The sequence below is a fragment of the Mesorhizobium opportunistum WSM2075 genome (assembly GCF_000176035.2).
In the GTDB taxonomy this organism is placed as follows: domain Bacteria; phylum Pseudomonadota; class Alphaproteobacteria; order Rhizobiales; family Rhizobiaceae; genus Mesorhizobium; species Mesorhizobium opportunistum.
Genome location: NC_015675.1, coordinates 1,664,304 through 1,677,379, shown reverse-complemented (window position 1 = coordinate 1,677,379; position 13,076 = coordinate 1,664,304). Strand labels below are relative to the sequence as shown.

Genomic DNA, 13,076 nt, shown 5'->3' with positions numbered 1-13,076 from the left:
GGAAAAAGTGTGACGCGTCAGCCGTTCAGGATGCCGCGGCGAGCGGCTTGGATGGTTCCGACCTGTCGTCGGTGATCTTGTCGTCCAGCGCCACGGAAACACATCCGCGACCGGCCGCCTTGGCCGCATAGCAAGCGGCGTCGGCCCTTGCGATGATCTCGTCGACTTCGCCGCAATCGGCGCAGATCGCGGTAAGCCCGATGCTTGCGCCGATCGCGTGCGGCCGATCATCCCAAGTGAAATCCAGGCCGGCTATCGCATCGATGATCGAGCGCGCCGCGATCCCGGCGCCAGCGGTCGAAGCCGATTTCAGGATGACGGCGAATTCGTCGCCACCCAGCCGCGCCACGATATCTTCGGGACCGAGCACGCCGCGAACGGCCTCGGCGACCCGCTTCAGCAAGGCGTCTCCGGCGGCGTGACCGCCGGTGTCGTTGACCAGTTTGAAGTGGTCCAGGTCGATGAACATGAACTGATGCCTGCCGCCTCCAGCCGCCGCGGTGTCCTTGCGGGCCTGATCGACAAGTTCCTCCATGGTGCGGATGAAGCTCGAACGATTAGCAAGGCCGGTCAGCGCGTCATGCGCGGCGGCATGGGCAAGCTGCCGCTGCAGGGCGCGCGCATCCGTGAAATCCTGGAAGACGATGACCAGCCCGCAGAATTCGCTGCGCTCGTTGATGATCGGCGACACCACCTGGCGGATGCTGCAGCGCGTGTCGTCGCGCCGGATGAGCACGGCCCGGCTGTTCTGGTCGGAGGGCGCTGCTCCGATCGCGGGCCGGGCCACGCCGATCCTCTGCCCCGTCTCCTCGTCGACCGCCCAATAGACATGGCCGAGCGTCTTGCCGAGCGCCTCGTCGCCGGAAACGCCGGTCAGCTTCTCGGCGACCGGGTTCATGAAGGTGACGCGATTTGCGGCATCGGTGCAGATGACCGCATCGCCGATGGACTGCAGCGTCACCCTGAGCCGTTCCTTCTCGTCGGCCAGCATTGCCGCCGACACCGTCAGGCGCTCTTCGGCCTCCTTGCGCCGGGTGATGTCGGTCAAGCTGCCGATGGCCCTGGTCAAACGCCCGGCCGCGTCGCGTTCGATGGCTTTGCCGCGGTCGAGGATCCACACCCAGTGGCCGTCCTTGTGACGCATCCTGAACTCGGCTTCGAAGAATTCCGTGTTGCCGTCGAGATGCGCCCGATCCGCCGTGGCAACGGCCTCGCGATCGTCGGGATGGATCATCGTCAGCCAATGGTCGGGGTCGCCATCGAGTTCGCCGTCGGCATAGCCGAGCATCTTGACCCAGGTCGAGGAGTAGGTCGTGCCGCCCTTGCGCGTGTCGAGGTCCCAGACACCTTGACCGGCGCCGGCCAGCGCGAAATTCCAGCGCGTTTCGGCCTCGGCAATGTGCGCCTCGGCCTGCTTGCGCGCGTCGATGTCCTCGATCTGCGAGACGAGATAGAGCGGCCGCCCGCTTGTCTCGTCGCGAATGACGGAGCCGGCAAGATGAGCCCAGATGGGTGTGCCGTCCTTCTTGAGGTAGCGCTTCTCGAACTGGAAGGCATGGACGGTGCCCGCCTTCAGTCCGTCCATCGTTTCGCGCCCGATCTGCAGGTCGTCGGGATGCGTGATCTGGAAGAAGGTCAGCGCCTCGATCTCCTCGCGGCTGTAGCCAAGCATGGCCGCGAAAGCCGGATTGGCCTCGATAATGCGCCCGTCCAACCCGACGACCGCGATGCCGATCGCCGAATCCTCCATGGCCCGGCGGAACCGCTGCTCGCTCTCCGCGATCTGCCGCCGGTCGTCGGAGATGCGGCGGATGAACAGGCCGGCGAGGAAAAGCGCGCCGACCGCCACCGCCACCGATACTTGCAGGGAGAGCTTGAGCGCCTCCGCATCGAGGCTCAGCCTCGCGAGCACGATCGAGGCCGCCACCATGGCAACGCCGGCCACAAGCAGCGCCAGCGCTGCCTGCTTGTAGTATCCCGACCCGATGGTTCCTCGCAATGTCACGTCCGTGCCACCCCCGTGGGCAATCGCTTTTTTCCCATGAAAACCTTGAAGGATCGATTTTAAGGAAAGGTTGCGTCTGGGGTACTGTCGGCATGGGAAACCGGCAAACAATTGCCGGCATGATTAAGGATCGGTATGCATCGGCCGGGACGCGGTATCGTGTTACCAGCGCACGAAAAACCGTCCGCCGAGCGCGCCAAGCAAGGCGAGCGCCGCGATCGCGATCGTATACCAGGTGGCAACGAAAAGCGGCGAATCGTCGAAACAGTGCGCGGCATAGAAGGTCGCGGCCAGCCCCCCGGCGAGCAGGCCCGCGACCGTGCCGGCAAGCACGGGCCGCGTCGGCGCGCCGTAACGCAGCATCCATAGGAAGATCGCTAGCGGGCCGATCCCGATCAGCGGAATGAAGCCCATGCAGATCATCATGTTGGAACCGACCATGCGCGTGCCCCACAGCGCCTCTGGCACCATGAAGAGCTCCAGGCCCACCGCCACGGCCACCAGCAGCGGCGCGGCAATCATCCCGGCCATGGCCCGGCCTGTTGCGGCACCCGGCGTCGACAGGGCGCGGATCAGGGCAAAGGCGCTGATGGCCAGCACGATGGTGAAAACGAATTTGGACAAAAAGCGCACCGTGTGCGCGGCCGCCATGAAGTCGGGACGCGGACCGATCGTGAGCAGGAAAACGACTGCCGCGATGACAATGGCCGCACCGGCGGCCAGCCACCACGCCGAGCGCAACGGCATCGCCTTGCTGCCAGCATCGGCGTCCAGCGCCTTGATGAGATCGTCAGTCCTCATGTCATTCCCGCCCGAACCGCCCCTGCCCAAATCTCTTGGCTATCGCGGCAAGCCCTCGATGCAGCGACACGCGCACCGCCGTCTCGCTGATGCCGAACTTCGCCGCCGTCTCACCGATCGAGCGGCCCTCCACGGATATGGCCGAGACCACGGAACGCTGTGCCGGCGGCAGTCCGCCCAAGGCCCGGTTGATGTCGCGTTCGCTGACGGTCTCGGTTTCCGGCTCGGCGAATGTCTCGGCGATGTCGTCGACATCGATCTCGATGCGCCGTCCGCGCCGCCGGAATGCATCGATCAGCTTGAAGCGGGCGATCGCATAGACCCAAGGCAATACCGGCGCGTCCTGGCGCCAGGTATGCCTTTTCACATGAATGGCCAGCAAGGTTTCCTGCACGACATCCTCAGGATCGACCCCGCCCTGCACGATCTTGCGCCTGACAAAACCGCGCACCAGCGCGGCGATCCGGTGCAGAAAGTCGGCGTAGGCCCTTTCATCTCCCGCGATCGCGGCCCGCAACAGCCGGGAAAGCTCGGCCTCGTCCTTGCCGCTCACAAGAGTTCACTCCCCGATTTTCGCGCTTCGGCACTGATTTGTTACGTGGCCGGCGAAATAATGTCCAAGCCAAACTACGGGCAAGTCACGAAAGTTTGCGGGTCCTGAGGTCCGGCCGCGCAGCGGGTCGCCTTACAGGCTTGTGAATACATCTCGGGAAAAAAGGGCCGACCCGGCCCTCCATCACGTGGAATTGTCCCTTTCGGAACCAGCCTTCGCGGCTCAGCGACCGATTGAAGCAGATCGACAATGTTGACTACCGATGTCAGGTATAGGTAGGTGCAGCGTGCCAAGACCAACGAGATCGAGGATGACGCCATGAAATACACCCTTTGCGCGCTTGCCGGTGCCACCGCGCTTGCAATCGGCCTGGCCGCCGGTCCGGCGATGGCCGAAGATGCCGGCATCATCGTCTACAACGCCCAGCACGAAAGCCTGGCCAAGGAATGGGCCGCAGGGTTCACCAAGGAGACCGGCATCAAGGTCACCTTGCGCAATGGCGGCGACAGCGATTTCTCCAACCAGATCGTCGCCGAAGGCACCGCCTCGCCCGCCGACGTGTTCCTGACGGAGAATTCGCCGGCCATGGTGCTGGTCGAGAATGCCGGCCTGTTCGCGCCAGTCGACGCCGACACGCTGGCCCAGGTCCCGCAGGACTATCAGGCGGCCAGCGGCAAATGGGTGGGTGTAGCCGCGCGCAGCACCGTGTTTGCCTACAACACCACCAAGCTCAAGGCCGACCAGTTGCCCAAATCGCTGCTCGACCTTGCCGACCCGAGCTGGAAGGGCCGTTGGGCGGCGTCGCCCTCGGGCGCCGATTTCCAGGCCATCGTCAGCGCATTGCTGCAGCTCAAGGGCGAGGCCGCCACGGCGGACTGGCTGAAGGCGATGAAGGCGAACTTCACCGCCTATAAGGGCAACAGCACCGTGATGAAGGCGGTCAACGCCGGCGAGATCGAAGGCGGCGTGATCTACCACTATTACTATTTCGGCGATCAGGCCAAGACCGGCGAGAACAGCAAGAACGTCGCGCTGCACTATTTCAAGAACCAGGATCCGGGCGCTTTCGTCTCGGTCTCGGGTGGCGGCGTGCTCGCCTCGAGCAAGCATCCGAAGGAAGCCCAGGCTTTCCTGAAATGGGTGACCGGCAAGGGCGGCCAGGACGTGCTGAAGAACGGAACCTCCTTCGAATACGCGGTCGGCAAGGGCGCGGAGTCCAATCCCAAGCTGGTGCCGCTGGTTGACCTGCAGGCGCCGAAGGTCGACGCCGCGACGCTGAACTCCAAGAAGGTCACCGACCTGATGACGGCAGCCGGCTTGCTTTAGTTGTCGTTCGTCCTAATAAGGGCAACCGACCGTGCTCCCGCGGGACTTTGCCTTCCGCGGGAGCGTTTTGTTTTCGAGATGCATTCGTCCATGACGACACGCTGCGTTCCTGACCGCGACCATGGTCCCATGATTGCCGCCGCCGCGCCGCAACCGAACGGCGCCTGAGCCGATGCAGTCGGCAGTCGATTTCGCGCGCCCGGGCCTGCCGCCGAAGGTGCGCCGAAAGGCGCGGCGACGCGCGGCGCGCTGGCTCGTTGCCGCCGCCATCTTCGTCTCCCTGCTGGCGCTGCTGCCGCTCGCCTTCATCATATGGACCGCGGTGCAAACGGGCTGGGAGACCGTCTCGGCGCTGGTCTTCCGGCCGCGTGTCGGCGAGCTGCTTGTCAACACCGGCCTGCTGGTGCTGTTGGCCGTGCCGATCGCCATCGTCCTGTCGGTGGCGCTCGCCTGGCTGACCGAGCGCAGCGACCTGCCCGGCGCCCGGTTCTGGGCCTGGCTGTGCGTGGCGCCGCTCGCCATTCCCGCTTTCGTGCACAGCTACGCCTGGATCACCATGGTGCCCGGTCTGCACGGCCTTTGGGCCGGCGTGCTGGTGTCCGTGATCGCCTATTTCCCGTTCCTCTATCTGCCGGTGTCGGCGGCGCTGCGCCGGCTCGATCCCGCCCTCGAGGACGCGGCTGCGGCACTTGGCCTTGGACCCTTGCGCGTCTTCCGGCGCGTGGTGTTGCCGCAGCTCAGGCTCGCCATCTGCGGCGGCTCGCTGCTGGTTGGGCTGCATCTGCTGGCCGAATACGGCCTTTATGTCTTCATCCGCTTCGATACCTTCACCACCGCGATCGTCGATCAGTTCCAGTCGACCTTCAATGGGCCGGCCGCCAACATGCTGGCCGGTGTCCTGGTGACATGCTGTTTCGTGCTTCTGGGCCTCGAAGTGCTGGTGCGCGGCGAGGAGCGCTATGCCCGTGTCGGGTCCGGCGCGGCGCGGCATCAGCAACGGACGCGCCTTGGCCATGCCACCATCCCCAGCCTGGCCTTGCTTGCGGTCGTCACGCTGCTGGCGCTCGGCGTGCCGTTCGTGACCATCGGCCGCTGGCTGCTCGCCGGCGGCACCGATGTCTGGCGGCTCGACGAGATCGGATTGGCTCTCGGCCAGACGCTGTTCCTGTCGCTTGCCGGCGCTGTGCTTGCCACCGTCGCCGCCATGCCGATGGCCTGGATATCGATCCGCGCGCCGGGGCCATTGCAGCGCCTGCTCGAAGGTTGCAACTACATCGTCGGCTCGCTGCCGGGTGTGGTCATTGCATTGGCTCTGGTCACCATAACCGTGCGTATCGCCCTGCCGCTCTATCAAACCCTGTTCACCATCCTGGTCGCCTATGCCCTGATGTTCCTGCCACGTGCCCTGGTCAGCCTGCGGGCGTCGATCGCCCAGGCACCGGTCGAGCTCGAGCGCGCCGCGTCCAGCCTCGGCCGGCGTCCACTCAACGCGCTGTGGTCGACGACGATCCGCCTGTCGGCGCCGGGTGCGGCGGCCGGCATGGCCCTTGTGGCGCTCGGCATCATGAACGAACTGACCGCGACCCAGATGCTGGCGCCGAACGGCACCCGCACGCTCGCGATGGCGTTCTGGTCCTACAGCGGCGAGATCGATTATGCCTCGGCCGCCCCCTACGCCTTCATCATGGTGGCGATGTCGTTGCCGCTGACCTGGCTGCTCTATGTCCAGTCGAAACGGATGGCCGGACGATGAGCTTTCTTGAACTCCGCGATCTGCACAAGCATTACGGCCCGGTCGCCGCGCTGGCCGGCGTCGACCTCAGCGTCGCCAGTGGCAGCCGCACGGCGATCGTCGGACCCTCGGGTTGCGGCAAGACGACATTGCTGCGGCTGATCGCCGGCTTCGAGGCGCCCGACCAGGGCCGCATCGTGCTCGACGGCGAGGTGCTGGCCAATGGCGGCGTTGCCGTTCCGGCACATCGCCGCGGCATCGGCGTGGTGGCGCAGGACGGCGCCCTGTTTCCACATCTGAGCATATCCGACAATATCGGTTTCGGCATGGGCCGTAGCGAGGACAAGCGCGCCGAGCGCATCGTCGAGCTCGCCTATATCGTCGGGCTGGACAAGGCGATCCTCAAGCGCCGCCCTCACGAGCTTTCCGGCGGCCAGCAGCAGCGCGTGGCGCTCGCCCGCGCCATGGCGATGAAGCCCAGGCTGATGCTGCTCGACGAGCCGTTCTCGGCGCTCGACACCGGCCTGCGCGCCTCGATGCGCAAGGCGGTGGCCGAACTGCTGGAGGCCGCCGGCATCACCACCATCCTGGTGACGCACGACCAGGCCGAGGCGCTGTCCTTCGCTGCCCAGGTGGCGGTTATGCGCGACGGAAAATTCTCGCAGGTCGGCACGCCGCGCGAACTGTATCTCCGGCCGAAGGACAGGATGATCGCCGAGTTCCTCGGCGACGCCATCATCCTGCCGGCCAGGATATCGGGTGGCTTCGCCAGCTCGCCGCTGGGCCGCATCGCGGTCGACTCGCCGGACAGCCGCGATGTCGCCCGCATCATGCTGCGGCCGGAGCAGATCGCGCTGAAACGGACATCGCGCGAGGGCATGTCGGGCACCCCTGACATGCTGTTCGGCGAGGTGACGGAATCCGAATTCGCCGGCTCGACATGCACGATCGCGGTGCGGCTCCTCAACAATTTCGATCCGCCGGACGCCGCCGCCATCGGCAACACGCCGCTGATCCTGCGCAAATCCGGCATGGACGCACCGGCGGTCGGCGAGATCGTGCGGCTCACCGTGTCGGGCAAGGCGCACGTGTTCGCCTGACCGGCGCCAACACGGATCAAGATGCGGCCTCAGTCCATCTCCGGTGCAATGCCCGGCAAGACGAGCGCGCCGGTCTCGGCTGAATAGATCGGCCACCGCTCGAGAAAATCGCAGCCATGCACGACCACGCGCTGGTTGGCGCTGTCGATGAGGATGACCGCATAGGAGGGCGGCGCCTGCTCGACGGTCTCGCTCGATCGGTCAAGCGCAAGCTCGAACCGGGCGTGCAGGCCGCGCTGCGCCGAGAACGGAATGCCAGCGACCGTGCCGGCGATGTCGCGATGGACATGGCCGAAGAAGATGTGGCGGACATTGCCATGGTCCCGCAGCAGTCCCAGCAGCCGCCCGGGTTGTTCGAGCGCCAGCGGGTCGAGCTGCGGCAGGCCGAGCGCGACCGGCGGATGGTGCAGGAAAATGTAAGCGGGCCTGCCTGCCGATTGTTCGAGCCGGGCTTCCAGCCAGGCAAGCCGCGTTCCGCATAGTTCGCCTTCGACGCGCCCTTCCGCCAGGCAGTCGAGGAACAGCAAGACTTCCTCCCCGCTGTCATGGACCGACTGCACGAAGCCGTTCTCGTCGACCGGAATTTCCGGAAACGCCGCGACGAGATTGACCCTTCTGTCATGGTTGCCCGGCAGCAGCCGCCAGGGCACCGACAGCGTGCTCAGGGCGGTCCTGAGATCGGCATAGCTTTCCGGCGCGCCGGTCTCGGTCAGGTCGCCGGTAAAGACGCAAAGTGCCGCATCGGCGTGATGCGCATTGATGTGCGCGATGCATGAGGCCAGCCGCTGATGCAGGTCCGCGCCGAAGCGGCGCTCGCCTTGCCGGCCAAGATGCACATCCGTGACCTGAATGATTTTCATGATGCTTTCCTGGAGGTGCCGAAGGCCGAGGTCTGTCTCCGGCGATGATAGAGGCTTCGGGATCAGAGCGCCGGTTCGGGAACGGAAGCCTTGAAGACATCGAGGCGGGTTCCCGTCCCCGACGAGAAGAAATGCATGTCATTGGGCGAAAGCATCAGGCCGACGGCACTGCCGGGCTCGGGGTGCACGGCCTCCGACGTCATCACCGAAAACGGCGCGCCGTCGAGATCGACATAGATGACACGCCCGGCGCCCAGCTCCTCGACCAGGTCGACTGTGGCCTTGAGGGAACTCGCCGTGCCCGGCGCCACCAGCCGGACGGCTTCCGGCCGGATGCCCATCGCCACCTTGGTGCCGACCGGCAGGCCGGCGCGGGCCATGGTCAGGCGCCGGCTGCCGTCGAGCAGCGACAACCCGTCGAGTTCGACCGTGCCTTCGAGCATATTCATTGCCGGCGCGCCGACGAAGGTGGCGACGAAGCGGCTGGCTGGACGGGTGTAGATCTCGCCTGGGGTGCCGACCTGCTCGACCCGTCCGCCATTCATCACCACCAGCCGGTCGGCGAGCGTCATCGCCTCGACCTGGTCATGGGTGACGAAAACGGAGGTCGCGTTCAGCCGGCGGTGCAGCTTGCGGATTTCCGAGCGCATCTGCACGCGCAGCTTGGCATCGAGATTGGATAACGGTTCGTCGAACAGGAACACTTTCGGTTCGCGGATCATGGCGCGCCCCATGGCGACGCGCTGCCGCTGGCCGCCGGAAAGCGCCATCGGCTTGCGGTCGAGCAGCTGTTCGAGTTCCAGCGTGCGCGCGACCGCCTGGATGCGCTGGGTACGCTCGGCGGCGGGAACGCCGGCGACCTTGAGCGAATAGCCGATGTTCTGCGCCACGCTCATATGCGGATAGAGCGCGTAGTTCTGAAACACCATGGCGCAGCCGCGCTCGCGCGGCTCCAGTCTGTTGACCACCGTGCCGTCGATCGCGATCTCGCCAGCGGAGATATCCTCCAGCCCGGCGATCATGCGCAGCAGTGTGGACTTGCCGCAGCCCGACGGCCCGAGGATGACGACGAATTCGCCCGACCTGATGTCGAGGTCGACGCCATGCACGACCTGCATCTTGGCGTAGCTCTTTTTCACGTCGCGAATGGTGATGGAGGCCATTGGCTGTCCTTTCCAGGTCACTTTCGTCCAGGTCACTTTTCGGTGGCGATCAGGCCGCGCACGAACCAGCGCTGCATGAGCACCACGACGACCAGCGGCGGCAGCATGATGATCAGCGTTCCAGCCATGGCGATATGCCATTCCGGGGCGCCGCCGACATTGGGGATGAGCTGCTTGAGCTCGGTCACCGCCATTGCATGCGACTGGTCGGTGGTGATGAGCAACGGCCACAGATACTGGTTCCACGCCCACAGGAACATGATGGTGCCAAGTGCGGCCATGTTGTTGCGCGACAGCGGCAGCAGGATATCGATGAAGAAACGCAGCGCCCCGGCGCCGTCCATGCGCGCGGCCTCGGTCAATTCATCCGGCACGGTGAGGAAGAACTGCCGGTAGAGGAATGTGCCGGTGGCGGTGGCGACCAGCGGCAGGATCAGGCCGGGATACGTATTGAGCAGCCCGAAGTTGAGCGAGACCTGCACGCCCGACACCTTCTCGATCAGCCAGCTAATACCGGTTACGTCAAGAATAGCCTGATAGGGCGACAGCACATTGGCGACGACCGCGTATGTCGGCACGATGCGCACCTCCAGCGGCAGCATCAGTGTCACGAAGATCAGCCAGAAGATGAAGGTGCGCCCTGGATAGCGGAAATAGACGATCGAGAAGGCGGTGAGTGCCGAGATGATCACTTTGCCTGATGCCACGCCGGCTGCGACGATGAAGCTGTTCAGAAGTTTAGGGCCGAGATCCGCCGTCGTCCACGCCGTCTTGATGTTAACCCAGATGTCGCTGCCCGGCAGCAGCGACATCGGGACGTCGTTGACGTCCTTGAGGTTGTGCGACGCAGCGATGGCCACGATCACGAACGGCGCGACACAAAAGACGAAGCCGACGAACAGGATCAAGTGCGTGAAGAAATTGAGGATCGGGGTGCGCTCGACCATCGCTATATCACCTGTAATGCACGCGCCGCTCGATGAAGCGGAACTGGAAGATGGTGAGCACGATGATGAGCAGCATCAGGATGATGCTCTGCGCGGCGGCGCCTGAAAAATCGAGGCCTTTGAAGCCGTCGGAATAGATCTTGTAGACCATCAGATTGGTGGCGTTCGCCGGTCCGCCCGACGTCATGATGTCGACAATGCCGAAGGAATCCTGGAAGCTTTCGGTGATGTTGATGACCAGCAGGAAGAAGATCGTCGGCGTGATCAGCGGGAACTGGATATCCCAGAACCGCCTGATGACACCGGAGCCGTCCATCGCCGCCGCCTCGATCAGCGAACGCGGGATGGCCTGGAACGCGGCCAGGAAGAAAATGAAGTTGTAGCCGACATATTTCCAGGAGAAGGCGACGATGATCGACGCCATGGCATCGGCACCATCGAGACCGGGATCCCAGAAGCCGGGCCAGACCCGGTTGACGACGGCCATGAAGCCGGCTTCCGGCGCCAGGATGAAGCGGAACGCCAGCGCCAGCGCCGGTGCGGCGATACCATAGGGCCAGATCAGCACCACGCGGTAGAGACGCGAGCCGGCGAGCTGCCGGTCGGTCAAGGCAGCGAGCACCAGCGCGATGAACATCGCCAGACCGGTGCTGATCCCGGCAAAGACCAGGCTGGCGGTGATCGAGTTCCAATAGTCGGCGTTGGACAGGATCGAGCGGAAATTGTCGAGCCCAACCCAGATATTGCCGCCGCCCCAGGGCTGCTGCAGCGTCAGCGACCAGTATACGGCCTGGCCTGCCGGCCAGTAGAAGAACGTGAAGATCAGCAGAAGTTGCGGCACCGCGAAAAGGATGCCGATTGTCCACCTGCTGAAGGTAACGCGTTTTTCCATCGGTCCGCCGGCGCCGCTTGACAGCTAGCTCTAAGCAAAGGTGAGATTAATAACGAAATGGCCGCCCGTCGACCCAGGCATGATCTCGAAACGGGAGATCATGCCTGGAAGCGTCCGCGGGCGGCCATGAGTCTGTCGTGATCAGGGCAAGGTCTTGCCCGGATAGGTCTGCTGGAAGCGGTCGAGGATGGCGTCGCCATTCTTGACCAGCGTGTCGAGACCTTCCTGGACACTGACCTTGTTGGCGAAGATCGCTTGCATCTGCGTGCCGAACTCGGCGCGGATCTGGGTGAAGTTGCCCAATCGCACACCGCGGGTGATCTCGGTCGGCTCAGAGGCGGTCAGGCTGGCGATCGCGACTTCACGGCCTTTGTAGGGCGCCTTGTCGTAGAACCCCTGGCCCTTCATGTAATCGAAGCCCGACTTGGTCACCGGGATGTAGCCGGTGTTGGTCGACCAGAACAAAGCCGTCTTGGGATCGTGGATGAAGTTGAGGAACGCCGCCGCGCCCTTGTATTCCGCATCCGACTTGCCGGAGAGAACCCACAGCGAAGCGCCGCCGACGAGCGAATTCTTGCGCTCGGTGCCGGCATAGACCGGCAGTTCGGCGACATCCCAGTTCATACCTTCCTTCTGGGTCCTGCCGACGGTGCCGTGGTCGCCGACCGAGGTCAGGATGACCTGGCAGGTGCCGGAAGCGAAGGCCTGGACCATGTCCTGCCCAAGGTCCTTGGACTTGATCTTGATCAGGCCGGCATCATACCACTTCTTGAGATCGGTGACATATTGGACGAACTTGGTCTTGTTGACTTCGAGACGGGCGTCGAGGCCGTCATAGCCGTTGTTCTTGGTGGCGATCGGCTGGTTATGGATCGCCGAGAACTGCTCCATCAACTGCCAGCTTTCGTTGGCCGAGATGTTGATCGCCATCGGGCATTCATAGCCGGCGTCCTTCATGGCCTGAAGGTCGGCACCGACGTCTTCCCAGGTCTTCGGCGCTTCGGTCTTGCCGATCTTGGCGAAGGCGTCCTTGTTCCAGTACATCAGCGCGGTCGAGGAATTGAACGGGAAGGACAGCATCTCGCCCTTCGACGTTGCGTAGTAGCGCGCGATGCCGGGGAAATAGTCCGCGTAGTCGATCTTGTAGCCATTCTCTTCCATCAGCTTGTCGGCGGGCTTGTAGGCGCCCGACAGCATCATGGTGGCGGTGCCGACATCATAGACCTGGACGACGGTGGGCTGTTTGCCGGCGCGGAAGGCGGCGATGGTGTTCTGCAGCGTGGCGTCGTAATTGCCCTGGCTGGTGCAGACGACTTCATAGTCCTTCTGCGATTCGTTGAAGTTCTTGCACATCGTATCGACGACGCGGGCGAGGTCGCCCGAAAGGCCGAACCAGAAGTCGAACTTCACCGGCTCCGCGAAGGCAGGAACCGCCAGCGCGCTGCCGAGCGCGCCAGCGGCAAGGGCAGCGAGGCCCCGCTTGATGATGGTCATGATTTCTTCCCTCTTGAATGGCTGTTGACAAGGGTCTTGCGCAAATCCTTGCCCGCTCTCTTAGAGAAGGTATGTGACAGTTCTGTTGTGGCCCCTCGGGCCTGTGGACAGCCAGTCTTTCCTCCCCCTCGGCGGTTGCCCCGGCATGAAAACGTCACACCGGCGCCCTAGGTAGCTAGGGCGGCTGTCGAGGACGTAAAGAC

General features: G+C 64.2%; 11 protein-coding genes. 3 read left to right on the top strand and 8 right to left on the bottom strand.

Annotated features, from left to right (window positions below):
- Positions 1-25 precede the first annotated feature (25 nt).
- The 3 genes from MESOP_RS08005 to MESOP_RS07995 form a co-directional block, all read right to left on the bottom strand.
- Positions 26-2,005 (bottom strand): PAS domain S-box protein, encoded by a 1,980-nt coding sequence (locus MESOP_RS08005; protein WP_041164031.1) that lies wholly within the window; start codon positions 2,003-2,005, stop codon positions 26-28.
- Positions 2,006-2,167: 162 nt separating this feature from the next.
- Positions 2,168-2,806 carry an NrsF family protein gene (locus MESOP_RS08000; protein WP_013892832.1) on the bottom strand — a complete coding sequence of 213 codons (639 nt, stop codon included), beginning with the start codon at positions 2,804-2,806 and terminating at the stop codon, positions 2,168-2,170.
- A 1-nt stretch (position 2,807) separates the two neighbouring features.
- Positions 2,808-3,359: a sigma-70 family RNA polymerase sigma factor gene (locus MESOP_RS07995; RefSeq protein WP_013892831.1), complete on the bottom strand. Its 552-nt coding sequence runs from the start codon at positions 3,357-3,359 to the stop codon at positions 2,808-2,810.
- A 318-nt stretch (positions 3,360-3,677) separates the two neighbouring features.
- On the opposite strand from MESOP_RS07995, the gene MESOP_RS07990 reads away from it, so the two are divergent.
- From MESOP_RS07990 to MESOP_RS07980, 3 genes are all read left to right on the top strand, one after another.
- Positions 3,678-4,685 carry an iron ABC transporter substrate-binding protein gene (locus MESOP_RS07990; protein ID WP_041164568.1) on the top strand — a complete coding sequence of 336 codons (1,008 nt, stop codon included), beginning with the start codon at positions 3,678-3,680 and terminating at the stop codon, positions 4,683-4,685.
- Positions 4,686-4,857: 172 nt separating this feature from the next.
- Positions 4,858-6,438: an ABC transporter permease gene (locus MESOP_RS07985; protein WP_013892829.1), complete on the top strand. Its 1,581-nt coding sequence runs from the start codon at positions 4,858-4,860 to the stop codon at positions 6,436-6,438.
- A complete protein-coding gene (locus tag MESOP_RS07980; RefSeq protein ID WP_013892828.1) occupies positions 6,435-7,517 on the top strand; it encodes an ABC transporter ATP-binding protein in 1,083 nt (360 codons plus the stop codon). Before MESOP_RS07985 ends, MESOP_RS07980 begins: the two co-directional genes overlap by 4 nt.
- 29 nt (positions 7,518-7,546) lie before the next feature.
- On the opposite strand, the gene MESOP_RS07975 is transcribed toward MESOP_RS07980, so the two are convergent.
- The 5 genes from MESOP_RS07975 to MESOP_RS07955 form a co-directional block, all read right to left on the bottom strand.
- The gene (locus MESOP_RS07975) at positions 7,547-8,377 is read right to left on the bottom strand and encodes a phosphodiesterase (protein ID WP_013892827.1); all 831 of its coding nucleotides are present in this window, start codon (positions 8,375-8,377) and stop codon (positions 7,547-7,549) included.
- Positions 8,378-8,439: 62 nt separating this feature from the next.
- Positions 8,440-9,540: a sn-glycerol-3-phosphate ABC transporter ATP-binding protein UgpC gene (gene ugpC, locus MESOP_RS07970; protein WP_013892826.1), complete on the bottom strand. Its 1,101-nt coding sequence runs from the start codon at positions 9,538-9,540 to the stop codon at positions 8,440-8,442.
- Between the two features lie 32 nt (positions 9,541-9,572).
- On the bottom strand, positions 9,573-10,487 hold the full coding sequence (locus tag MESOP_RS07965) for an ABC transporter permease subunit (protein ID WP_013892825.1): 915 nt from the start codon (positions 10,485-10,487) through the stop codon (positions 9,573-9,575).
- Positions 10,488-10,494: 7 nt separating this feature from the next.
- A complete protein-coding gene (locus tag MESOP_RS07960; protein WP_013892824.1) occupies positions 10,495-11,379 on the bottom strand; it encodes a carbohydrate ABC transporter permease in 885 nt (294 codons plus the stop codon).
- Positions 11,380-11,520: 141 nt separating this feature from the next.
- Complete coding sequence (locus MESOP_RS07955; protein WP_013892823.1) at positions 11,521-12,873, bottom strand: extracellular solute-binding protein; 1,353 nt, start codon at positions 12,871-12,873, stop codon at positions 11,521-11,523.
- Between the last annotated feature and the right edge of the window lie 203 nt (positions 12,874-13,076).

Coding starts and splice junctions, on each gene's coding strand:
- MESOP_RS07980 (WP_013892828.1), top strand. CDS start 6,435: ATGAGCTTTCTTGAACTCCGCGATCTGCACAAGCATTACGGCCCGGTC.
- MESOP_RS07975 (WP_013892827.1), bottom strand. CDS start 8,377: ATGAAAATCATTCAGGTCACGGATGTGCATCTTGGCCGGCAAGGCGAG.
- MESOP_RS07965 (WP_013892825.1), bottom strand. CDS start 10,487: ATGGTCGAGCGCACCCCGATCCTCAATTTCTTCACGCACTTGATCCTG.
- ugpC (WP_013892826.1), bottom strand. CDS start 9,540: ATGGCCTCCATCACCATTCGCGACGTGAAAAAGAGCTACGCCAAGATG.
- MESOP_RS07990 (WP_041164568.1), top strand. CDS start 3,678: ATGAAATACACCCTTTGCGCGCTTGCCGGTGCCACCGCGCTTGCAATC.
- MESOP_RS07960 (WP_013892824.1), bottom strand. CDS start 11,379: ATGGAAAAACGCGTTACCTTCAGCAGGTGGACAATCGGCATCCTTTTC.
- MESOP_RS08000 (WP_013892832.1), bottom strand. CDS start 2,806: ATGAGGACTGACGATCTCATCAAGGCGCTGGACGCCGATGCTGGCAGC.
- MESOP_RS07955 (WP_013892823.1), bottom strand. CDS start 12,873: ATGACCATCATCAAGCGGGGCCTCGCTGCCCTTGCCGCTGGCGCGCTC.
- MESOP_RS07985 (WP_013892829.1), top strand. CDS start 4,858: ATGCAGTCGGCAGTCGATTTCGCGCGCCCGGGCCTGCCGCCGAAGGTG.